Source organism: Acinetobacter sp. (assembly GCF_036659555.1).
In the GTDB taxonomy this organism is placed as follows: Bacteria; Pseudomonadota; Gammaproteobacteria; order Pseudomonadales; family Moraxellaceae; genus Acinetobacter.
Map to the genome: position 1 here is coordinate 1 of NZ_JAVXCI010000050.1, position 21,617 is coordinate 21,617.

19 protein-coding genes and 2 pseudogenes are annotated in these 21,617 nt (G+C 52.9%); 12 read left to right on the forward strand and 9 right to left on the reverse strand.

What is annotated here, in order from left to right; genetic code table 11:
• From RSA72_RS08350 to mnmE, 3 genes and pseudogenes are all read left to right on the forward strand, one after another.
• A pseudogene (locus tag RSA72_RS08350) lies at positions 1–104 on the forward strand (membrane protein insertion efficiency factor YidD); the annotation flags it as partial.
• A gap of 5 nt (positions 105–109) precedes the next feature.
• Entirely contained in the window at positions 110–1,873 is a 1,764-nt protein-coding gene (yidC, locus tag RSA72_RS08355; protein WP_332621796.1) for a membrane protein insertase YidC, read from the forward strand.
• A 92-nt stretch (positions 1,874–1,965) separates the two neighbouring features.
• Positions 1,966–3,321, forward strand: a complete 1,356-nt coding sequence (mnmE, locus tag RSA72_RS08360) for a tRNA uridine-5-carboxymethylaminomethyl(34) synthesis GTPase MnmE (protein ID WP_332621797.1) — start codon at positions 1,966–1,968, stop codon at positions 3,319–3,321.
• 76 nt (positions 3,322–3,397) lie between these two features.
• Here mnmE and RSA72_RS08365 read toward each other — a convergent pair.
• Positions 3,398–4,566: pseudogene (locus RSA72_RS08365) on the reverse strand (MFS transporter).
• Positions 4,567–4,685: 119 nt separating this feature from the next.
• Entirely contained in the window at positions 4,686–4,952 is a 267-nt protein-coding gene (locus tag RSA72_RS08370; RefSeq protein ID WP_332621798.1) for a metal/formaldehyde-sensitive transcriptional repressor, read from the reverse strand.
• Positions 4,953–5,007: 55 nt separating this feature from the next.
• On the opposite strand from RSA72_RS08370, the gene dmeF reads away from it, so the two are divergent.
• Positions 5,008–5,970, forward strand: a complete 963-nt coding sequence (gene dmeF / locus RSA72_RS08375) for a CDF family Co(II)/Ni(II) efflux transporter DmeF (protein WP_332621799.1) — start codon at positions 5,008–5,010, stop codon at positions 5,968–5,970.
• Between the two features lie 99 nt (positions 5,971–6,069).
• Positions 6,070–6,771 carry a DsbC family protein gene (locus tag RSA72_RS08380; protein ID WP_332621800.1) on the forward strand — a complete coding sequence of 234 codons (702 nt, stop codon included), beginning with the start codon at positions 6,070–6,072 and terminating at the stop codon, positions 6,769–6,771.
• A gap of 424 nt (positions 6,772–7,195) precedes the next feature.
• On the opposite strand, the gene RSA72_RS08385 is transcribed toward RSA72_RS08380, so the two are convergent.
• The 4 genes from RSA72_RS08385 to RSA72_RS08400 all read right to left on the reverse strand — a co-directional run bounded on the left by RSA72_RS08385 (position 7,196) and on the right by RSA72_RS08400 (position 10,806).
• A complete protein-coding gene (locus tag RSA72_RS08385; RefSeq protein ID WP_332622657.1) occupies positions 7,196–7,441 on the reverse strand; it encodes a GlsB/YeaQ/YmgE family stress response membrane protein in 246 nt (81 codons plus the stop codon).
• A gap of 165 nt (positions 7,442–7,606) precedes the next feature.
• Positions 7,607–8,134 (reverse strand): hypoxanthine phosphoribosyltransferase, encoded by a 528-nt coding sequence (hpt, locus tag RSA72_RS08390; RefSeq protein WP_068910504.1) that lies wholly within the window; start codon positions 8,132–8,134, stop codon positions 7,607–7,609.
• Positions 8,135–8,311: 177 nt separating this feature from the next.
• Positions 8,312–9,643: a guanine deaminase gene (guaD, locus tag RSA72_RS08395; RefSeq protein WP_332633016.1), complete on the reverse strand. Its 1,332-nt coding sequence runs from the start codon at positions 9,641–9,643 to the stop codon at positions 8,312–8,314.
• Positions 9,644–9,840: 197 nt separating this feature from the next.
• The gene (locus RSA72_RS08400) at positions 9,841–10,806 is read right to left on the reverse strand and encodes a TerC family protein (RefSeq protein ID WP_332622661.1); all 966 of its coding nucleotides are present in this window, start codon (positions 10,804–10,806) and stop codon (positions 9,841–9,843) included.
• Positions 10,807–11,306: 500 nt separating this feature from the next.
• Between RSA72_RS08400 and RSA72_RS08405 the strand changes: the two genes are divergently transcribed.
• Both RSA72_RS08405 and RSA72_RS08410 read left to right on the forward strand, forming a co-directional pair.
• Entirely contained in the window at positions 11,307–11,588 is a 282-nt protein-coding gene (locus tag RSA72_RS08405) for a GNAT family N-acetyltransferase (RefSeq protein ID WP_332622663.1), read from the forward strand.
• Between the two features lie 318 nt (positions 11,589–11,906).
• A complete protein-coding gene (locus RSA72_RS08410) occupies positions 11,907–12,191 on the forward strand; it encodes a GNAT family N-acetyltransferase (RefSeq protein ID WP_332622676.1) in 285 nt (94 codons plus the stop codon).
• 158 nt (positions 12,192–12,349) lie between these two features.
• Here RSA72_RS08410 and mpl read toward each other — a convergent pair whose 3' ends face one another.
• Together mpl and RSA72_RS08420 are read right to left on the reverse strand one after the other, a co-directional pair.
• Complete coding sequence (gene mpl / locus RSA72_RS08415) at positions 12,350–13,714, reverse strand: UDP-N-acetylmuramate:L-alanyl-gamma-D-glutamyl-meso-diaminopimelate ligase (protein ID WP_332622664.1); 1,365 nt, start codon at positions 13,712–13,714, stop codon at positions 12,350–12,352.
• A 132-nt stretch (positions 13,715–13,846) separates the two neighbouring features.
• On the reverse strand, positions 13,847–13,972 hold the full coding sequence (locus RSA72_RS08420; RefSeq protein WP_332622665.1) for a hypothetical protein: 126 nt from the start codon (positions 13,970–13,972) through the stop codon (positions 13,847–13,849).
• Between RSA72_RS08420 and RSA72_RS08425 the strand changes: the two genes are divergently transcribed.
• The 4 genes from RSA72_RS08425 to RSA72_RS08440 all read left to right on the forward strand — a co-directional run bounded on the left by RSA72_RS08425 (position 13,971) and on the right by RSA72_RS08440 (position 18,146).
• Positions 13,971–14,309: a DMT family protein gene (locus RSA72_RS08425; protein WP_068910513.1), complete on the forward strand. Its 339-nt coding sequence runs from the start codon at positions 13,971–13,973 to the stop codon at positions 14,307–14,309. The two genes, RSA72_RS08420 and RSA72_RS08425, sit on opposite strands and share 2 nt — an antisense overlap.
• A 272-nt stretch (positions 14,310–14,581) precedes the next feature.
• Positions 14,582–15,094 (forward strand): 5-(carboxyamino)imidazole ribonucleotide mutase, encoded by a 513-nt coding sequence (gene purE, locus RSA72_RS08430; protein ID WP_332622667.1) that lies wholly within the window; start codon positions 14,582–14,584, stop codon positions 15,092–15,094.
• A 15-nt stretch (positions 15,095–15,109) separates the two neighbouring features.
• Positions 15,110–16,231, forward strand: coding sequence for a 5-(carboxyamino)imidazole ribonucleotide synthase (locus RSA72_RS08435; RefSeq protein WP_332622669.1), 1,122 nt, complete (start codon positions 15,110–15,112; stop codon positions 16,229–16,231).
• Positions 16,232–16,853: 622 nt separating this feature from the next.
• A complete protein-coding gene (locus RSA72_RS08440) occupies positions 16,854–18,146 on the forward strand; it encodes a lytic murein transglycosylase (protein WP_332622671.1) in 1,293 nt (430 codons plus the stop codon).
• Between the two features lie 63 nt (positions 18,147–18,209).
• Here the strand turns inward: RSA72_RS08440 and RSA72_RS08445 are convergent, their stop codons facing one another.
• Positions 18,210–19,337, reverse strand: a complete 1,128-nt coding sequence (locus RSA72_RS08445) for an anhydro-N-acetylmuramic acid kinase (protein WP_332622673.1) — start codon at positions 19,335–19,337, stop codon at positions 18,210–18,212.
• Between the two features lie 63 nt (positions 19,338–19,400).
• Here RSA72_RS08445 and tyrS point away from each other — a divergent pair, with 63 nt between their 5' ends.
• Complete coding sequence (gene tyrS / locus RSA72_RS08450; RefSeq protein WP_332622675.1) at positions 19,401–20,633, forward strand: tyrosine--tRNA ligase; 1,233 nt, start codon at positions 19,401–19,403, stop codon at positions 20,631–20,633.
• Positions 20,634–21,617: the final 984 nt, after the last annotated feature.

Here is a 21,617-nt window from a genome sequence, read left to right on the forward strand (position 1 = left end):
TTCGTTTTATTTCATTTCAGCAAATAGATTCTCAAACGCTTCACGTTGCTGTACCCTTTCGTGATCGTTTATTGAACCAAAATCACTCTCACCACTTGGGGTAATAGATATGCAACAATGGGCCAGGATTGCAATTCTCGGGGCCATGTTTGTTGTCGCATATTTGCTCATTTTGGCTTGGCAAAAAGATTACGGTCATGCGGACAGCAAAGCGCAGCAAAAAGCTGCAGTTGTGTCGCATGAAGTATCTGCAGACCTGCCAAATGGCCAAACGGCTGCCGCATCATCAGATGTGCCGCAGGCAAATATCGCAGCGCAGCAGACAGCAGACGCCACTGCACCTGTAAGTCAACAGCTTATTTCAGTGAAAACTGACCTTTACCATCTTTGGATTAATCCTAAAGGCGGTGATATCGTCCGTGTTGAATTGCTCAATCATGACAAAAACAAAAACAGCGATGAGCCGTTTGTCATGCTGGAAAGCGATGCCAAGCGCACTTATGTTGCCCAGTCCGGCTTAATCGGCCTGAATGGCCCGGACAGCAGCCGCAGCGGCCGCCCGGCGTATGAGATTGAAAAATCATCTTACAGCCTGGCTGACGCAAAGCCTGTGCAGGGCAAAGACGGCAAGGCGGAACAAGTCCTGACTGTGCCAATGGTGTTTAAAACTGCCGATGGCGTAGAAGTGATTAAAACTTTCAGCTTTAAGCAGGGTGAATATCCGATTGCCGTCAGCCATAAGATTGTCAACCGCAGCGGCCAGAACTGGCAAGGCCAGATGTTCGGCCAGCTGAAGCGTGACAATTCTGAAGATCCGGGCAAGTCCGATCAGGGCATTTTCACGCTGGGCACATTCCTGGGCGGCGCCTGGGGTTCGCCTGACGAGCATTACAACAAGCTGAAGTTTGCCAACTTCAATGATGAAAAATTAAGCGTTGAAGCGAAAGGCGGCTGGGTTGCCATGGTGCAGCACTACTTTGTCAGCGCCTGGGTGCCGGGCGAGCTGAAGCTGACTCAGGCTGACGGCCAGCCATTTGCAGCCAAGCTGGAATCGCGCAAGTCCAATGATGACATGAACATCATCGGCTTTACTTCGCCAACCATCAATGTGCCTGCAGGCACGGCAGCTGAAGTGGATGCGACTTTCTATTCAGGTCCTAAAATTCAGTCTGAATTGAAGGACCTGGCTGTAGGCTTGAACCAGACTGTAGACTATGGCTGGCTATGGCCGATCGCCAAGCTGCTGTTCCTCGGGTTGCAGTTCTTCCATGGCCTGATCGGCAACTGGGGCTGGTCAATCATCCTGCTGACGGTTCTTGTGAAGCTGATTCTGTGGCCATTGTCGTCTAAGAGCTACCGCTCAATGGCGAAAATGCGCGTGATTGCGCCGGAAATGCAGCGCATGAAGGAAGAGTTCGGCGAAGACCGCATGCGCTTCTCTCAGGAAATGATGGCGCTTTACAAGCGCGAGCAAGTCAACCCGCTGTCGGGCTGCCTGCCGCTGCTGCTGCAAATGCCGATTTTCCTTGCGCTGTACTGGGTGCTGATGGAGTCCGTTGAGCTGCGCCATGCGCCGTGGCTGGGCTGGATTCAGGATTTGTCGGCAATGGACCCGTGGTTCATCCTGCCGCTGCTGATGGGCGCGACCATGTTCATCCAGCAGAGCCTGAACCCGCAGCCGGCTGATCCGATGCAGGCGAAAGTGTTCAAGGTCATGCCGATTCTTTTCACGGTCTTCATGCTGTTCTTCCCGGCCGGCCTGGTGCTGTACTGGATTGTCAACAACAGCATCACGATTCTGCAGCAGAGCTTGATCAATAAGAGCGTTGCCAAAGAGCGCGATAAGCGTGACGGAGCGGACTCAGCAAACTAAGTGCTGCTGACGAGCTGAATAAATCCGCTTAAGATGGTAATCTTAGGCGGATTTTTCTTTGGCCGCTGTTTGAGTATTTTTAGGTGAATGTTATGCACAATCGAACCACTATCGCTGCAATTGCCACACCGCCGGGCCGCGGCGGCGTAGGGGTCATTCGCCTGTCTGGACCTAAAGCCTACGCCATTGCTGAAGCGCTGACGCAGAAAGCTTTGCCCAAGGCCCGCTATGCCGGCTTCCGCCAGTTTCTGGATGAGCGCGGCGAAGTGATGGATGAGGGGCTGGCCATCTGCTTTCCCAATCCGCACTCTTTTACCGGCGAAGATGTGGTGGAGCTGCAGGGCCACGGCGGCCCGGTGATTCAAAATGCGCTGCTGGCGCGCCTGCTGGAACTGGGCGCTGCGTCCGCCAAAGCCGGTGAATTTTCCATGCGCGCCTTTGAAAATGGCAAGCTGGATTTGGTGCAGGCCGAAGCGATTGCCGACTTGATTGACGCGACTTCTCAGGCGGCGGCCCGCTCTGCGGTACGCTCCCTGCAGGGCGCATTTTCAGCTAAAGTCAATGCGGTGCTGGAAAACCTGATTCATCTGCGTCTGCATGTGGAGGCTGCCATTGATTTTCCGGAAGAGGAAATCGACTTTCTGGCGGACGGCAAAATCTTAGCGCTGCTGGATCAGGTCAGCGCATCGGTGGCGCAGGTGCAGCAGTCTGCGCGCCAAGGCCAGCTGCTGCGCGAAGGCCTGCAGGTGGTGATTGCCGGCAAGCCGAATGCCGGCAAGTCTTCCCTGCTGAATGCGCTGGCGGGCACTGAGCGCGCGATTGTCACCGATATTGCCGGCACAACCCGCGATGTGCTGCATGAAATCATCAGCCTGAATGGCCTGCCGATTACCCTGACCGATACCGCAGGCCTGCGCGAAACCGGCGATGTAGTGGAGAAGGAAGGCATCCGCCGCGCCATTCAGGAAATTGAGCAGGCTGACCTGCTGCTGCTGGTGTATGACCTGAGCCAAGGCGAAGATCCTCTGCTGCTGGCGCAGCGCTATTTTGCGGCCCATCTTGAGCCGAAGCGCCTGATGCTGATTGGCAATAAATGCGATTTAACCGGTGCTGAAGCGCAAATCAGCGATTATCAGGGCTTCCGCCATATTGCGGTGTCCGCCAAGCAGGAAACCGGCGTTCAGGCGCTGATTGATGCGGTTACAGCGCATGCAGGCTTTCAGCCTGAAGAAGACACCTTTATTGCCCGCACCCGCCATTTGGACGCAATGAAGCGCACGCAGCGCTATCTTGCGGAAGCGCGCGAGCAGCTGACGGTTTACCATGCCGGCGAGCTGGTCGCGGAATCTCTGCGCCTGGCGCAGAATGCCTTGGGGGAAATTACCGGCGATTTCAGCGCGGATGATTTATTGGGGCGGATTTTCGGCTCATTCTGCATCGGGAAATAAGCCGGAAAGTTGGCTGTGGTGTTAAATCTAAATCAAGCTAGCCCCCCCAATAGGGGCTTTTTGATATCCGGCGCTTTTACTGCGCAGCCGATCTCATCCTGCGCTGAAAAATCAGCAGCCCTGCGCACAGCAGTCCAACAGCAAGGCAGAAGCCTGAAACGCCTGCGCCCAGGCCAAAATGATCGGACAGATAGCCGGCCCCGATAATCGGCACAATGGTGCCCCAATAGCCGATAAACAGATAGGTCGATATTACAGCGGGGCGGTCATGCCGTGAATCATGCCGAAAGCCCCGAGCAGGCCTAAACCGTGCCCCATGCCCACGAACAGGACGCTGGCAAAAAACAGCATGCTCCAGTGCATCTGCATGCAGGCGCCCAGCAGGGCATAGCTGAAAATCAGTGAAATCAGCCCCGCGCGCACCGCGGCCTGCGGGTTGAGCTTTTTGGCAGTGAACTGCGCCAATGCGGACAGCATCAAAATGCTGGCAATCGCGGTTCCGCTGACCCAAGGCCCATGCCAGGGAATGACTTCCTTGACGAAGGATGGCGCCAGTGAGGCAAACAGGCTGAATGAAGCAAAAGCGCTGAATGTGGTAAAGCCGGCGGTATAAAACAGCCCGTGATATTCCGGCGCCGGCAGCTGCAGGTGCGGCGCCGCGGAAAACGGCTGCTTCTGCGCCGGCCGGATTTTGACGGAAAACAGGCCGAATAGGCACAGCGCGGCGCCTGCAATCACAGGCAAATACGGCATCACCAACGGGCGGGAAGAAAATTGCGCAATCGCGCCGCCGATCAATGGGCCGAAGCCGAAGCCGATTACCGTAATGATTGAGCTGAGCTGCGGCGCGCTTTGCTTATGGCTGTCCGGAATGGTGTAAATCAGGCCGAGCATGGCTGAAGTGCTGATTAAGCCGGATGCAATGCCAATCAGGAACCTTGCAAATGACAGGCTGAGCGCGTCAGGAGAGGCTGCGGAAAGCGCCAGGCCGGCAATCACAAACAGCAGGCCGGCCTGCAGTGTTGTTAAAAAGCCGAAACTGTTGCTGGCGCGCCCTAAAAACAGCAAGGCGGCCAGGCAGCCGAACATATAGGCCACAAAAATATAAGTGATCTGGCTGGGCTGCAGATGCCAAAGCTGCTGATAAACCGGATACAGCGGGCTGGCCAAAGCCGTGCCGACCGTTCCCATAATCAGGGCAAGGCTGACCATGGTGAAAGGGCGCCAGGATTGAGAATTTGTCATTAAGCAGGCCGCATAGCTTCACGCAGCTGCTGTAAAAATGCATGCTGTGAGAAAATTGAAGAATACAGCCACAGTGTAAGAGCGCAGCGCGCGCCGGTCAATTCATCAATTGCAGCCGCTCAGGCATAGCGCTTCAGCAGCTTGAGGAATTCCGCCAGCTCCTCTTCATTCACCGCCGCCGCGCCGGCAAGCACATGATGGCGCAAATGCGCTTCAATCAGCTCATTCATCAGGCCATTGACGGCGCCTTTAATGGCCGCCGCCTGCTGCAGCACTTCAATGCAGCCGGCTTCAGGCTGCAGCAGCGCCTGCTCTACGGCATTGATCTGGCCCTGCAGGCGCTTGACCCGGTTCAATATTTTTTTATCCTGATGCAAATGACCCACCGCAATGCTCCAAAAATAAATATACTATGGGGGAGTATATGAAAAGTTTAAGATAATGCAAAAATCCCCATCCCCGCGCATTCACTCGCATCAGTTTGATGAAGGCAACCCGCTGGCGCAGAAGCGCATTCTGCTAGCCGCTATATTAACTGCATTGATGATGCTGTTAGAAGTCATCGGCGGCTGGATTTTCAATTCCATGGCGCTGCTGGCGGACGGCTGGCACATGAGCTCGCATATGCTGGCTTTGGGCTTGGCCTATATGGCTTACCGGGCGGCGCGCCATTATGCGCAGGACCGGCGCTTCAGTTTCGGCACCTGGAAAATTGAAATTCTGGCCGGCTACAGCAGCGCCATCCTGCTGCTGGTGGTGGCGGCTTTCATGGCGCTGCATTCCGCAGAGCGCCTGTTCAATCCGGTAGAAATTCACTACAGCCAGGCGATTCCGGTTGCAGTTTTAGGCCTGATTATTAACCTGATCTGCGCATGGCTGCTGCATGATGGCCATCACCATCACGGGCATAACCATGATCACGGCGCAGCCGATGCGCATGAGCATCATCATGATTTAAATCAGAAAGCGGCTTTCCTGCATGTGGTGGCGGATGCGGTGACTTCAGTTTTAGCGATTATCGCGCTGCTTGCCGGAAAATTCATGGGCTGGGATTTTCTGGATGCCGCGCTGGGCATTGCCGGTTCGGTGCTGGTGGCGCGCTGGGCAATTGGCTTAATTAAGGAAACAGGCAAAACCCTGCTGGATGCGGAAATGGATCATCCTGTGGTGCAGGAAATCCGCGAAGCGCTTGACGGCCTGCCGGTGCCGGCGCAGATTACTGACCTGCATGTCTGGAAAGTCGCCCGCGGGCAGTTTTCCTGCATTCTGGCTCTGGAGGCGGAACAGGCGCTGACTGCAGATCAGGTGCGTCGGGCTTTAGCTGTTCATGAGGAAATTGCGCATGTGTCGGTCGAAATCAACCTGCCTGAATATGCTGAGCATGTTCCACGTGAAACCGCCTGAGCAGTGCTGTTGCTTTTCGGTAAGCGGCTGAAAAAACAATAGGTTCACTGCCGGATTGCAAGTAGAATTTGGGGCATAAAAATCCCTGAGGCAAATACAATGATGAAAAAAGCTTGCGCCCTGCTTTTGGCAGGCGCGCTTTCACAATGGGCGATGGCGGACGCGGCGTCGGTGCAGCGCCAGCTGGAAGCGAAGTATCCGGCGCTGCAGATTGAAAATATTCAAGCCACCGAAATGCCGGGCATTTACAGCGGTTCTGTCGGCGGTCAAATCATCTATACTGGCGAAGACGCTGAGCATATTCTAGTCGGCTCAATGATCCGCCTGAAAGATCAGAAGAATTTAACCAATGCGCTGATGCTGACTCAGAATCAGCTGGACTGGAAAAAACTGCCGCTGAAAGATGCGGTGAAAAGCGTCCGGGGGACTGGCAAGCGCCAGCTGGCGGTGTTTTCTGACCCAAATTGCCCGTATTGCAAACAGCTTGAAGTAGAGCTGAATAAGCTGAATGATGTCACGCTGTATACCTTTGTGCTGCCGCTGAAGCCGCAGTCTGTCGCGCCTTCCAAGCAGCTGTTCTGCGAAAAGGATCCGGCTCTGGCGTGGAGCAATCTGGTGAGCAAAGGCATTCAGCCTGCCGGCAAGAAAAGCTGCGCGAATCCGGTTGAGCGCAACCTGCAGCTGGCAAAAAGCCTCGGCCTGAACGGCACGCCGGCGATTGTCTTTTCCAACGGCACCAAGCTGATGGGCGCTTATCCGGCGCAGGAAATTGAAAAAATCTGGAAAGAATTGGGCCTGTAACCGCAGCCTGCATTGAAAAATTCCCAAATGGCCTTTGTAATGCCAGTCAGTTAAGAAACTGACTGGCTTTTTCTTTTTAAATTCTAGACTTTATTTGATACGCGGAAGCGTCATCCGCAACCTATCTGGCCTTTGAAATGGACTGTTTTTGCAATAAACTTAATTAAGTGCAGAAAATAAACAGGTTTCGCGGTGAGGCGCACTGCGCCGCAAGATGCTTTCCTTGCGAAGCTCCGCTTCTCATTTGGCGAATGAGAAACACTGTTTCGCAAGGAACAAAACGAGCTCCAAAAATTCGATTTAAAAAGGGTAAGACTCCGCCGTGAATAGCCCAAAAAAGTTAAGAAGTTTACTGAGAAACTCCTTAACTGATCAGCATTACAAATAGCCTTTGGGGATTTTTTTATCGGCGGCTCACGGGGCTTCAGGCCGCCGGCTTGCCGGAAAGCTTATTGTAAACAAACAGGATCAGCAGCGCGCCGAGGACTGAGGCGATAAAGCCCGCCGCCGCGTTTTCATCATACAGCCCGAGCAGGCGCCCGCCGCAAGCCGCCAGCAGCGAGCCGGAAATTCCCAGCAGGGAAGTTATAATAAAGCCGGCCTTATTGTCTCCGGGATGAATGGCGCCGGCAATAAAGCCAGCAATAACCGCAGCAATCAGTGACCGCATAGGCGTTGCCCTTTTCAGCATGCCGGTATTTTATCATCAGGTTCAGCGCTTATAATTGATGAATCCGGCGCGGCGCGGAAGGTCTGCCCTGCTGTTTTTTTGTCCGTCATGCCCTGAAAAATAAAAAAAAGCGGCCTGCGGCCGCTTTCAGGCATCTGGGCTGCCTTAGAGGCCGATTTCGCCGATAAACGGCAGGTGGCGGTATTTCTGATCATAGTCCAGGCCATAGCCGACAATGAATTTATCTTCGACTTCAAAGCCGAGGAAGCGCACGTTCAGCGCAATTTCACGGCGCGAAGGCTTGCTGACCAGCGTGCACAGCTCAATCGAGTTCGGGCCGCGGGTCTGCAGGATTTCCAGCACTTTGCTGAGCGTATTGCCGGAGTCAATAATATCTTCCACCACCAGCACGTCTTTGCCGCGGATGTCGCCGTCCAGGTCTTTCAGGATTTTCACATCGCGGCTGGAAACCGTGCCGCCGCCGTAGCTGGAAACGGTCATGAAGTCGAGTTCGTGCGTTTTTGCAATGGCGCGGCATAAATCCGCCATGAAAATGACCGAGCCGCGGAGCAGGCCAATCAGCACCAGTTCTTTGCCGCTGCCGGCATAGTGCGCATCAATGATGGCGCCAAGCTCTTTTACTTTCGCTTGAATTTCTTCAGTGGAAATCAATACGCTCATTTGAACAGTCATGGGTAGATACCTAAAAAAGCAAATCAAAAAATAAAAAAGGTGTTGACTGGCAACACCTTTAAAGATGGCCCGATTTTAATACAACTTGATTGGGGATGCATCTTTTTTGCCGTTGAAAATGTAATCACCGCGCTTTGCAGGGGCAGCCCGGCGGCGCCCTGCCCTGCCTGCGGGGCCTTATTGCGCGCCGGCCTGCGGCTTGGCATAGGCCAGCCGGCCGTACACATAGGTGCTGTGAATATTGCGGTCATCGCCCATCATCATCAGCGCGAACAGCGCATCTTCCAGGCCTTTGGCGCGCGACTGGCGCAGCTGCTGCAGGGCGGTCGGCTGCAGGTTCAGCACCGCAAAGTCGGCTTCTTTGCCCGGATTGAAGTTGCCCAGCTTGCTGTCCAGGTCCAGCGCTTTGGCGCCGCCAAGCGTGGCATGGTACAGCGCCTCAAATGCCGACAGCTTGTCGCCCTGCAGCTGCTGCACTTTGTAAGCTTCCTGAATAGTCTGCAGCTGATTGAATGATGTGCCCGCGCCAATGTCGGTGCCGAAGCCGACCTTGACCTGCTTTTCCCAGGTTTTTTTCAGCGGGAATAAGCCGCTGCCCAGAAACAGGTTTGAGGTCGGGCAAAAGGCGATGGCGGAGCCGGTTTCGTGCATGCAGTCCCATTCGTCTTCTTCCAGATGCACGCAATGCGCAAAGACCGACTTGGCGCCGGTCAGGCCGTAATGGCGGTAGACATCCAGATAGCCCTGCTGTTCAGGGAACAGTTCCTTGACCCAGGCAATTTCGTTTTTGTTTTCACTGAGGTGAGTGTGCACATACACATCTGGATACTCCGCTTTCAGCTGCCCTGCCCGCGCCAGCTGTTCAGGCGTAGAAGTCGGCGCAAAGCGCGGGGTAATGGCGTACAGATTGCGCCCTTTGCCGTGCCACTTCTCAATCAGCTGCCTGGAGTCGCTGTAGGCGCTGTCCGCGCTGTCGCATAAGCCTTCAGGCGCATTGCGGTCCATCAGCACTTTGCCGGCAATCAGGCGCATTTGATGCTGTTCGGCCGCTTCAAACAGCGCATCAACCGACTGCGGATGCACGGTGCAGAAAACCAGCGCGGTGGTGGTGCCGTTCTTCAGCAGCTCCTGCACAAAAAACTGCGCAATTTTCTGCGCATAGGCCGGATCGGCAAACTGCATTTCAGTAGGGAAAGTATAGGTGTTGAGCCATTCCAGCAGCTGTTCGCCGTAGGCACCGATCATTTCGGTCTGCGGAAAATGAATATGGGTGTCGATAAAGCCCGGAACAATCAGCTGACCGGGGTAATGCTTCATCTGCACGCCGGCCGGCAGATGCGCCTGTCCGCTTTGCCAGTCGCCAAACCATGTGATTTTGCCGTGCTCGGCAATCAGCAGGCCATCTTCGATATAGCGCACTTGGCCGTGAATTTCATGCGCTTGGGCAACCGTATTCTGAATATCCAGGAAGCGGCCGCGGACCGCGGCCGGTGTATTGTTGGAAGGCATTGGAAACCTGCAGCTGTTAATTTTTTCGGTTGATTGTAACTTAAAACCGGGCCAGAGGGCTGCGCCTTTGCCTATTCGCTGCGCTGCTGCTGCGTTCCGCGTGCACGGCGCACATGCACGCAGGGCCTGAAAAAGCAAAAGCCAGTCAATTGCTTGACTGGCTTTGCTGCCTATGCCATCCGCAGGAATTTGCAGGCTTACAGCGTGGTTTCGTGATGCTTTCTGCTGTGGCGGATCGACAGCCATGCGGTAATGCTCAGCACCAGCACAATAAAGCTCAGTGAAATCCAGATTGGCATATGGAACACATCCAGCATCAGCATTTTAAAGCCGATGAACACCAGGATAAGGCCCAGGCCGTATGGCAGATAATGCATTTTAGAGGCAGCGCCGGACAGCAGGAAGAACATTGCGCGCAGGCCTAAAATCGCCATCAGGTTGGCGGTCAATACAATGAACGGGTCGCTGGTCACGGCGAAAATTGCAGGAATGGAATCCACGGCAAAAATCACATCGGACGCTTCAACCAAAATCAGCACCAAGAACAGCGGGGTTGCCCACAGCATGCCGTTCTGGCGCACAAAGAATTTATCGCCATGCATTTGCGGGGTAATGCGCATGTGTTTGCGCAGCCATTTCAGAATGGCCATGTCCTCAATGTTCTGCGCTTCATCATCCTGGCCTTTCAGGAATTTAAAGCCGGTATACACCAGGAACGCGCCGAAAATGTACAGCACCCAGGAAAATTCCTGAACGAACCATGCGCCAATAAAAATAAAGACGGTGCGCAATACAATCGCGCCCAGCACGCCGTACAGCAGCAGCTTGCGCTGCAGCGCAGGCGGAATGGCAAAGGCTGCGAAAATCATCAGCCAGACAAAGACGTTGTCAACCGCAAGGGATTTTTCCAGCAGGTAGCCGGCAAAGTATTCCATGACCTTGGTGTTGGCCACAGCCGCGCCAGCCGTCTGCTGCAGGTACAGCCAGAGCGCGCCGCCGAATAAGGTGGCGACGGACACCCAGGCAATGCTCCAGTAGGCAGCGGTTCTTACTTTGACTTCCTGGCCTTTATTCTGCTTAAAGCCTAAAAAGTCGATGACCAGCATGACGGTGACTAAACCGAAAAATGCCAGATACAGCCACAAAGTGCCGATAGTTTCCATGTGAATCCTCCACACCTGGCAGCCGGCCATAAAAAAAACCTTGACCTGCTGCCAGATGAATAAAAACATCTGTAACAACATGATCAAGGTCTTGCCTACATTGCCATCTGGAATGATGATCAATGCTCAGATACCGACTTTTTGCAAAGTGTAATGACGATATTCTGACACGCATCCACTCTAATGAGTAAAGCGCTTGGAGGAGGCTACTCCCCTTGTTCAGCTAAATTTTGTTTTGGACGCTGTCCAAATCTGCATGAATCATGGCAGATTTTTAGCCAATAAGCAATCCGGCTGCCGTATTTTTATCAGCGCATCCGATGAATAAAATCAGGGTGCAGATCCGGGAGATGCGGATGGCATGGCCATGCATGCAAAAAAATTCAGCGTCTATTTTAAAAACATGGTGATGAATTGTTAAGCGCTATTGAAGCGGCCGGCAGAATTTAATACAACAAATGCAGCGCTTTAAAAAATAATGATGATGAGGTCGGGGAAAAATGATGGTACAGCATTCAGATAACGGCAAAAAAGGCGCATTTTTCATTGAGCGGAAGCATAAGCGCTTAGCGGAAATGACCTATTCATGGGCGGGAACAGATAAATTCATTATTGATCATACCGATGTCAGCGAAGCTTTGCGCGGGCAAGGCGCAGGGCGGCGCCTGCTGGATGCCGCTGTGCAGTTTGCGCGCAGCCGGCAAGTCAAAATTATTCCCCTATGCCCTTTTGCTAAATCTGTATTTGCCAAGGATGCATCTATCCGGGATGTTTTAGCCTGAATGCAGAAAGCTTCCATCTGTTCAGGACAGCCGGACTGCAGGGCATCCGCGCCGGATCAGAAGCGTGATTTATACATTGAGATGCCCAGCAGCAGCGCGATCAGCAGTAAAAACAGCACAGCAATCAGGTAAATATCCATACAATCCCCCAGCAGAATAAAATACAGAAGTTAGATTTTGATGCTATAAAATTTAGTGCTTGGCGGCCTGCGCCGCTATCCCTGAAATTGGGTATTTTGCAAACTTCTGATATAACAAAGTTTTATATTTAAATCATGCTGCAGCATGAAGCTGGAGCAAATTAGGAGTATTGAGGATATGGCGATGCAGCATTCAGATAACGGTAAAACCGGCGAATTCTTTAAAGCGGACGCTTCAGGCCGGCGTGTCGCGGAAATCAGCTATATTTGGAATGGCGGAGAGCAGATTGAAGCCAATCATACCTGGGTGGATGACTCCCTGCGCGGTCAAGGCGCCGCGCGCGAGCTGCTGGATGTGCTGGCCGGGTTTGCGCGTGAAAAGCAGCTGAAAATTGTGCCGGCCTGCACCTATGTTGAAGTGATGTTCAAGCGCGATGAAAGCTTTGCCGATGTGGCGGCCTGAGCTGGCCCGCTGCGCGCTTATGCGTTGATACTGCTGAAGTTGAATAACATCAGCCTTCAGTGCATAAGCTTATTTCAGGACGGGATATTTATTCAGGGTGAGACAGGCAATAAAAAAGGGCTATCGGAATAGCCCTGCAATTCTGGCGAGAAATTATTTTAAGCTTTCAGCGCCGCAATCAGTTTCTGATGCAGCCCGCCAAAGCCGCCGTTCGACATAATCACCACAGCATCGCCCTCGCCTGCTGCTGCAGTGATGGCCTGAATAATGTCATCCAGCGTGCGCGCGACCGCCGCCTTGTTTGGGGCAGCGTCAATTACCGGCTGCAGATCCCAGTCCAGGCCTTCGGGCTGATACCAGATCACTTCATCCGCCAGGCGCGCGGAATGCGCGAGGCCCTCTTTATGGCTGCCCATGCGCATGGTGTTGGAACGCGGTTCAATAATTGCCCAAAGCTTGCGCTGGCCTAAGCGCTTGCGCGCGCCTTCCAACGTGGTGTCAATCGCGGTTGGATGGTGCGCAAAGTCATCATAGACCTCAATGCCTTTGATCGTGCCCAGCAGCTCCATGCGGCGCTTGACCCCGCCAAAATTCGACAGCGCTGCGCAGGCAGTTTCAACAGGCACGCCGATATGCTCCGCGGCGGCGATGGCGGCCAAGGCATTGGCCACAGAATGCTGCCCAGTCATGCTCCATTGCACTTCGCCCTTGACTGCACCGCGCTGCAGCACTTTAAAGTGTGAGCCGTCTGCAGCCAGCTGTTCGGCAGAGAATTCCGCCGCGTCATTGGCTTCCAGCGAAGTGCGCACCGCGGGCGTCCAGCAGCCCATTTCCAGAACTTCATCAATATTGGTTTCCGTAACCGGCGCAATAATCCGGCCTTCGCTTGGAATGGTGCGCACCAGATGATGGAACTGCTTTTGAATCGCCGCCAGGTCATCAAAGATGTCGGCATGGTCAAATTCAAGATTGTTTAAAATTGCGGTTTTCGGGCGGTAATGCACGAACTTGGAGCGCTTGTCAAAGAAGGCGGAATCGTATTCGTCCGCTTCAACGCAGAAGTATTTTCCGCCGCCCATGCGTGCGCTTTCACTGAAGCCCAGCGGCACGCCGCCGATTAAAAAGCCCGGGTTTAAGCCGGCCTGATCCAGCACCCAAGCCAGCATGGTTGTGGTGGTGGTTTTGCCGTGCGTGCCGGCAACGCCTAAAACATGCTTGCCCTGCAGCACATGATCCGCCAGAAACTGCGGGCCGGAAGTATACGGCAGGCCTTCATTCAGCATGTATTCCACGGCATCAATGCCGCGCTTCATGGCATTGCCGACAATCACTAAATCAGGATGCGGCTGCAGGTGGCTGCGGTCATAGCCCTGCATTAAGCCAATGCCGGCATTTTCCAGCTGGGTTGACATCGGAGGATAAACGTTCTGATCTGAACCGGTGACTTTATGCCCCAGATCGCGGGCCAGCAGCGCCAAAGAGCCCATAAAAGTGCCGCAAATACCCAAAATATGCAGATGCATACGCTTAACTCCACTGCGTTTATAGACACATCACTTCATTGTTGTGGTGCTGTCGTGATTGATTCAATTTGCCAGCAACGATAGCAAGGCTATAGCTGAAAAGATAGTTTTTCTTGTATCCCTGCCGGCGTTTTAAAAGAGCATTTTTTCCAGGCGATCCGGCCACTCCTGCATGAGCGGATCCGCGGCATAAACAGCATGCAATTTAAAAAGAAAACCGTAAAATAAGCGCGGTTTTATAAGAGAAAGCGCTGCCATGTCCCTGCCTTTGATGCTGCTGATTATTTCCAACTGCTTTATGACTTTGGCATGGTACGGCCATTTGAAATTCCTGCATGGCGCGCCGCTGTGGCAGGCCATTTTATTCGGCTGGCTGATTGCCCTGCTGGAATACAGCTTTATGATTCCGGCAACGCGCCTGCTGGCGGCCCAAGGCTGGTCAGTGGGCCAGATGAAAATCACCCAGGAAGCGGTGACGCTGCTGGTGTTTGTGCCGTTTATGATCTTTCTGTTCAAGCAGCCGTTTAAGCTGGACTATGTCTGGGCGGGGCTGTGCCTGATCGGCTGCGTATACTTTGTCTTCAGAAGCCAGTAGCCGGCCTGTGCCTTCCCCGCGCCGGACGCCTCTTTGGCATCATCCTGCCGTCTTACGGGATGGCCGGATGACCGCCTGCTTCAGGCGGCAGCCGGGGCTGCCGGATATTTTAGGGAAACTTTTTCTATTTCCCGAAAAAATACTGAAAATAACGCCCGCCTGCATCTGTTAAATTTTGGCGGGATGAAAAAACGGTCTATAATATCGGCTCTTCTAAAGCCTGGCTTTCGTCGAGATTTTTCTTTCCTCATTTAATCTCTGGAATATTTGCAATGAATGCGGCCGCTGCACAAGACGCTCCTCTCGTTGGAATCATCATGGGCTCCCAATCTGATTGGGCAACTCTGGAACACACTGCCAATATGCTCAAGCAGCTTGGCGTCCCTTTTGAAGCGGAAGTGGTGTCTGCGCACCGTACTCCAGACCGTCTTTTTGAATATGCGGAAACCGCGCGCGCGCGCGGCATTCAGGTGATTATTGCCGGCGCCGGCGGCGCCGCGCATTTGCCGGGCATGTGCGCAGCCAAAACCGATCTTCCTGTGCTGGGCGTGCCGGTCAAATCTTCAATTTTAAACGGTGTAGATTCGCTGCTGTCAATTGTGCAGATGCCTGCAGGCATTGCGGTCGGCACCTTGGCGATCGGCCCTGCCGGCGCGGCCAATGCGGCGATTATGGCGGCGCAGATTTTAGGCTTGACCCGTCCGGAAATTGCCAAAAATGTTGCCGATTTCCGGACGGCGCAAACGGACAAAGTGGCAAGCAAAAATATTCCGGGCCAAGCTTAAAACGGGACAGATCTTATGAATAAAACCATCGGTATTTTTGGCGGCGGGCAGCTCGGCTGCATGATGGCGCAAGCTGCCTTGCCGCTGAATATTCAATGCACTTTTTTTGACGCCAGCACAGACTGCCCATCGGCTGCTTTGGGTCCAGTCATCGCCAGCACTGCCGAACACGGCCTGCAGGACTTTATCGGCAGCGCCGATGTATTCAGCCTTGAGTTTGAAAATACGCCCTTAGCCGATGTCGATGTTTTGACTCAGCAGAAAGAGATGCATCCGCCGCGCCAGGCTTTAGCGGCTGCGCAGAACCGCCTGCAGGAAAAAGCGCTGTTTGATGAGCTGGGCATTCCTGTTGCGCCGTATCAGGCGGTCAATTCGCTGGACAGCTTAAAGGCTGCGGCTGCTGCGCTGGGCCTGCCGATTGTGCTGAAAACCGCAACCGGCGGCTATGACGGCAAAGGCCAGTTTGTGCTGCGTTCTGAAGATCAGATTAATCAGGCCTGGGCTGAACTCGGCCCTGCCGGTTCGCTGGTGGCGGAAAGCTTCGTGGCCTTTTCGCGTGAAGTGTCCATTATTGCGGTGCGCGGCCAGGATGGCGATGTCAAAACCTGGCCTTTGGCGGAAAACCATCACCATAACGGCATTCTGTCGCATTCAATCGTGCCTGCGCCAAACAGCGCTGCGCTGCAGCCCGCGGCTCAGGACTACATTACCCGCCTGCTGCAGCATTTGGATTATGTCGGCGTGCTGACGCTGGAGCTGTTTGTCACCGATGCCGGCCTGTGCGCCAATGAGATGGCGCCGCGCGTGCACAACTCCGGGCACTGGTCAATTGAAGGCGCGGTCTGCTCGCAATTTGAAAACCATATCCGCGCCGTTGCCGGCCTGCCTCTGGGCTCAACAGAAGTGGTCCGCCCGTCGGTGATGGTCAACATTATCGGCCAGTATCCGCAGCTGGCGGATGTGCTGGCGCTGAACGGCGCGCACGTGCATCTGTACAATAAGGTCGAGCGCGAAGGCCGCAAGATCGGCCATATTACTTTAATGCCGAATGACAGCGCTGAATTGACCGCGCTGTGCCGAGCTTTGGCGGAAATTCTGCCGAATCCGCTGGCATTGAGCGAAGATATGAGCATTTAAGCCCAGTTTTGAGTGATAAAAAAGCGGTCATGCCAATGGCCGCTTTTTTTAGGCCTGCAGTTCAGGCAAGATTGCGCCTCTTTTGCAAAAGCGCGCCATGCAGCGGCCGCAAAAGCCGATATCCTGCAGGCGGTTGATGCGCCTGCCTCCGTACTGCCTTGCATCAGCATAATAAAAAAAACCGCAGCGCCGGGAAGATTTTGAATTCAAAAAATCTTAAAATAAATTCAAACTTTGAATTTAAATTCAGAATAATAAATTTAAACCTGCAGCCGGCCTTTGAATTCAAAACGGCTGGCTGAAAACCGCATTTGAATTTAGAAATAATTCTTTTGAATTTAAAATGAAAATCCTTGCTTGCGCCTGGGTTTGGATATGCTGTGGATAACTTTTCTGCCTGCAAACTGTATTGATGAATTTAAATTTAAAAGCCGGCGCGGCTGCTTTGAATTTAAAAGTTTCGGGCTGGCGCTGCTGTGGATAAGTTTTTAAATTTAAAAATAAACTGTGAATTTAAAGTGAAGAATAATGAATTTAAATTTACAGATCTTCATCTGTCATTTAAGTACAGCAATGCTATGGTGTAATCACAATTTGCATTGAAAGATAGATAAAGGATGTTATGCGCCAATTAGCATGGGTTTTCGGTTCGGCTGTACTTGCAATGTCTCAGGCTCAGGCCGAGCTGATTATTAATGGCCAGCCTGCAGCCGCGGCGGCAGCGCCCGCCGCGCCAAATTCATACGCTTATTCATCTCAAAATAATTTTCAGGACTGCCTTGCCGGCCTGCGCGGCCGGGCCGTGAGCGCTGGCGTTTCCGGCGCAGCTTATGACCGCTATACGCAAAATTTGACGCCGGATTATTCGGTGATTGAAAAACTCAACTATCAGCCGGAGTTTTCAACGCCGATTTGGGACTATCTGTCCGGCTTGGTGGATGAAGAGCGGGTGCAGCTGGGGCAGCAGAAATTAGCGCAGCACCGCGCAGTATTGAACCGCGTGGCTGCCGCTTACGGCGTGCCGGCGGAAACTGTGGTGGCGGTGTGGGGTGTGGAAAGCAATTTCGGTGATATTTCGGGTAAATATCCTTTATTGCAGTCACTCGGCACATTGAGCTGCGAGGGGCGCCGCCAAGGCTATTTCCGCGGTGAATTTTTCGCGGCTATGCGCATACTGCAGCGCGGCGATTTAACCGAGCAGCAGCTGAAAGGCTCATGGGCCGGGGCATTTGGCCATACCCAGTTCATGCCTTCAACCTATGAAGAGCTGGCGGTGGACTTTGATGGCGACGGGCGCCGCGATCTGGTGTCGAGCACTTCAGATGCCTTGGCGTCAACGGCCAATTTCCTGAAAAAGCGTGGCTGGCAAACTGGACAGCCGTGGGGCTTTGAAGTAAAAATCCCGCAGGACGTGTCCATAAGCGGCGAAGGCCGGCGCAATAAGAAGCCTTTATCCTACTGGTCAAGCCGGGGCCTTATGAGGGCAGACGGTTCATCCTTAGTGCAGGGCGGTTTATTGGACAGTTCGCAGGCCGGACTGATGGCGCCGGCGGGCGCTGATGGCCCGGTATTTCTGGTCTTTAAAAACTTTGATGCTATATACAGCTATAACGCGGCTGAAAGCTATGCTTTGGCGATTGCGCATTTGTCTGACCGCCTGCAGGGCAAGGGCGCTTTCAGCGCGGCTTGGCCAACCGATGATGCCGGCACTTCCCGGGCGGAACGTCGTGAAATTCAGCAGTTTTTACTGAATCGTGGCTATGATATTGGCGCTGCGGATGGCTTGATTGGCGATAAAACCCGCCAGGCGATCCGTCAGGAGCAGAACCGTCTGGGGCTGAGCCCGACAGGGCGTGCAGGGCAGCAGATCCTGCAGGCATTCCGCAGTGAAAATGCCAAAGCTATGATGCGTTAAGGCTTTTTTATTATAGATGCTGTTGAAAAGGCCTGCTGATGCAGGCCTTTTGCATGCCGCTGTTTAAACCGCAGTAATGGTGCCTAAAATGCGGCAGCCTTTGGCGCCAGTCACCGCAGGCAAGTTTCCAGCCAGCTGATTCATAAAGCGCATAGCCAGCCAGGCAAAGGCGGTCGCTTCCACCCAGGTCGGGCTGAGGCCCAGATCTGCAGTGCTTTGCACCGTCCACTGATGCTTGCGCAGGCGCCAGCGCAGCTGTTCCAGCAGTTGCGAATTGTAGGCGCCGCCGCCGCAGACATATACTTCCCCGGTATCCATGCCTGAGCGGTAAATGGCTTTCTTGATGGCGCGGGTGGTCAGCTTTAATAAAGTCGCCTGCACATTTTCAGGCGTATCTTCCAGCTCATCATATTCCAAGGCGCTGCGCCAGTCAGAAATCTGCTCATCCAGCCATTCCAGATTGAAATCTTCGCGCCCGGTGCTTTTCGGCGGTTCCTTGGAAAAGAAGTCATGCGCCTGCAGGCGGTCGAGCAGGCTGCGGATTGGGGCGCCGTAAGCGGCCCAATTGCCATTTTCATCATAAGGCTGGCCGGTATAGCGGTGGCACCAGGCGTCCATCAGGATATTGGCCGGGCCGGTATCGAAACCGCAGATGCTTTGCGGATCGCCGGCGGTCAGAAGGCTGACATTGGCAATCCCGCCTAAGTTTAAAATCACCCGGTGAATGTCGCTATGCTGAAACAGGGCCTGATGAAAGGCCGGAACCAGCGGCGCGCCTTGGCCGCCGGCTGCCATGTCGCGGCGCCGGAAGTCGGAAATCACCGGAATTTGGGTGATCTCGGTAATGATGTTGGGGTCGCCGATCTGCAGGGTAAAGCCATGCTCCGGGCGGTGGCGGATGGTCTGGCCATGCGAGCCGATGGCTTTAATTCGGCTGCGGTCTAAATTATTTTCTTCAATCAGGCGGTTGATGCCGTGGCCAATCATCTTTGCCAAGGCGGCGTCGGCTTGCCCCATGCGGTCAATTTCATTGTCGCCGGGCAGGGTCAGCGCCATCAGTTCATCGCGCAGCTGCGGGTCGAATTCAAGGGTCAGCGCTGCATGAAGCTGCAGGGGATCAAAAGAAGCAGCGGCAATATCGACACCATCCATGCTTGTGCCGGTCATTACGCCAATATAGATCGCTGTCATGATTATTCTAAAGCCTGCAATGTGCTGAAAAAATGTTAGTATATCGCACAAATTGAATAACTGATGTGTTTGGGTTTTGTGATGTCAAATTTCCTGCCGGCTGAAGAACAACTTGCTCTCATTCAACGGGGCACGCATGAAATTATTTCTGAAGAAGATCTTCTGAAGAAATTAAAAGAGAACCGTCCGCTTAAAATCAAAGCGGGTTTTGATCCGACTGCGCCTGACCTGCACCTGGGCCACACGGTGCTGATCAATAAGCTGAAAGTGTTTCAGGACTTGGGCCATGAAGTCTTTTTCCTGATTGGCGACTATACCGCCATGATCGGCGATCCGAGCGGCAAGAGCGCGACGCGCCCGCCGCTGTCGCGCGAACAGGTGCTGGAAAACGCCAAGACCTATCAGGAACAGGTGTTCAAGATTCTTGATCCGAATAAAACCAAGGTGGTGTTCAACTCTGAATGGTTCGCGCAGAAAACCGCGGCGGACTTGATTCAGCTGGCTTCGCAGCAGACGGTTGCGCGCATGCTGGAACGCGATGATTTTACCAAGCGCTACAATAGCCACCAGCCGATCGCGATTCATGAGTTCCTGTATCCTCTGGTTCAGGGCTACGACTCCATTGCGCTTGAGGCGGATGTGGAGCTGGGCGGCACCGACCAAACCTTTAACCTGCTGATGGGCCGCACTCTGCAGGGCCGTTTCGATCAGGAAGCGCAAGTCTGCATTACCGTGCCGATTCTGGAAGGCTTGGACGGCGTCAATAAAATGTCCAAGTCTTTAGGCAACTATATTGGCGTATTTGACGCGCCGGGCGCGATGTACCAGAAAGTGCTTTCGATGCCGGACAGCCTGATTGAGCGCTATTTTGAATTGCTGAGCTTTAAATCGCTGCAGGACATTGAAGCTTTGCTGGCGGAAATGGCGCAAGGCCGCAATCCGCAGGAGATTAAGAAAGTTCTTGCGCTGGAGCTGGTTGAGCGTTTCCATGGCGCAGAGGCGGCGGAGCATGCGCATAAAGGCGCAGGCAACCTGATTACTGAAGGCGAGCTGCCGGAAGGCACGCCGGAAGTGACAGTTTCCCGCGCTGAATATGGCGGTGAAATTTTTATTGCTTCTATCTTGCGCGCAGCCGGCCTGACGAAAAATGCAGCGCAAGCAAAAGATGCGGTTGCCCGCGGCGCGGTGAAAGTTGACTGGAATACGGTAGATGCATCATTCTCTGTCAAGGAAAACACCACTTTAGTCATTCAGGCCAGCAAAAAAGCCATCGCAAAAGTGATTTTTACCGATTAATTTTAAGCTAACTTGTTGAAAAGAAAGCAGGCTTTGGCCTGCTTTTTTTATCAATTTGGCATATTAATTAAATAAATAAGCAAATCAAAAAAAACCCTATAAAAACAACAGTTAAATTTTTCCAAACGGCTTGCATTTTATTTGGCTTATGTATAAGATTTACTCATCTGGAAATCTTATATTCAAGTATAAAAGCATATCTAGGGAGTGCATAGCAGCTCCGCAGTTTTACAGTCTCTTCCCCAAGGGGCTATTTTTTTAAATAGTTTTTAAGAATAACTATAATAACAATGCGATGGATCGAGTAAAGATTCAACTCCAAGGGAGAGATTTTGGGAGAGATCTCTTCCTTTTTTATTTGCTGATTTTTTCCATAACGCCGCTGCCGGCGCATCCATTCCGCATTTTTATAGAGAATTCCAGCATAAGCCTGTCATTAATAATTTTGAGCTATTAAGCAGGGTTTAAGCCGCCGGCAAGCTTCAGATGCTTTTAAGGCCCTGCAATCAGCGGCCAAATGTTTTTAAAAAAAGTCTCTCTATCCATATAGGCAGGAAGGCATAGGGTTTGATGCATAATTCGCCGGGTGCGGTGATGGAGTTCAGCTGCTGAACAGCAGGCGCTCTTAATTGGATTTGAAGAGGGTGATCTGGATATGAAGAAAGGAAAGCGCGCCACACTTCTAAGTCAATCCGGCGCGGCCTTGAAAATAGCAGCTGGCAGCTGAAAAGGGCGGAATTTCAGAAACTGTGCAAAAAAATCCTTTTTAAATGGAAGGAATTTTTTTGCATGAAAAATATATTTTTCAGAAAATGCATTCAGTTTTTATAAAAAACAGATAGGAATTGGCTGAAAAATGAAAGAAAGACGGCTTTTTTTGCCATTTTTGATGAAAAATAATACATGCGTGATAAATAAATGATTTTAGGGCTTGCAATGATTTATAAATCCTCTAGAATGCACCCCATACCGACGAGATAGGCG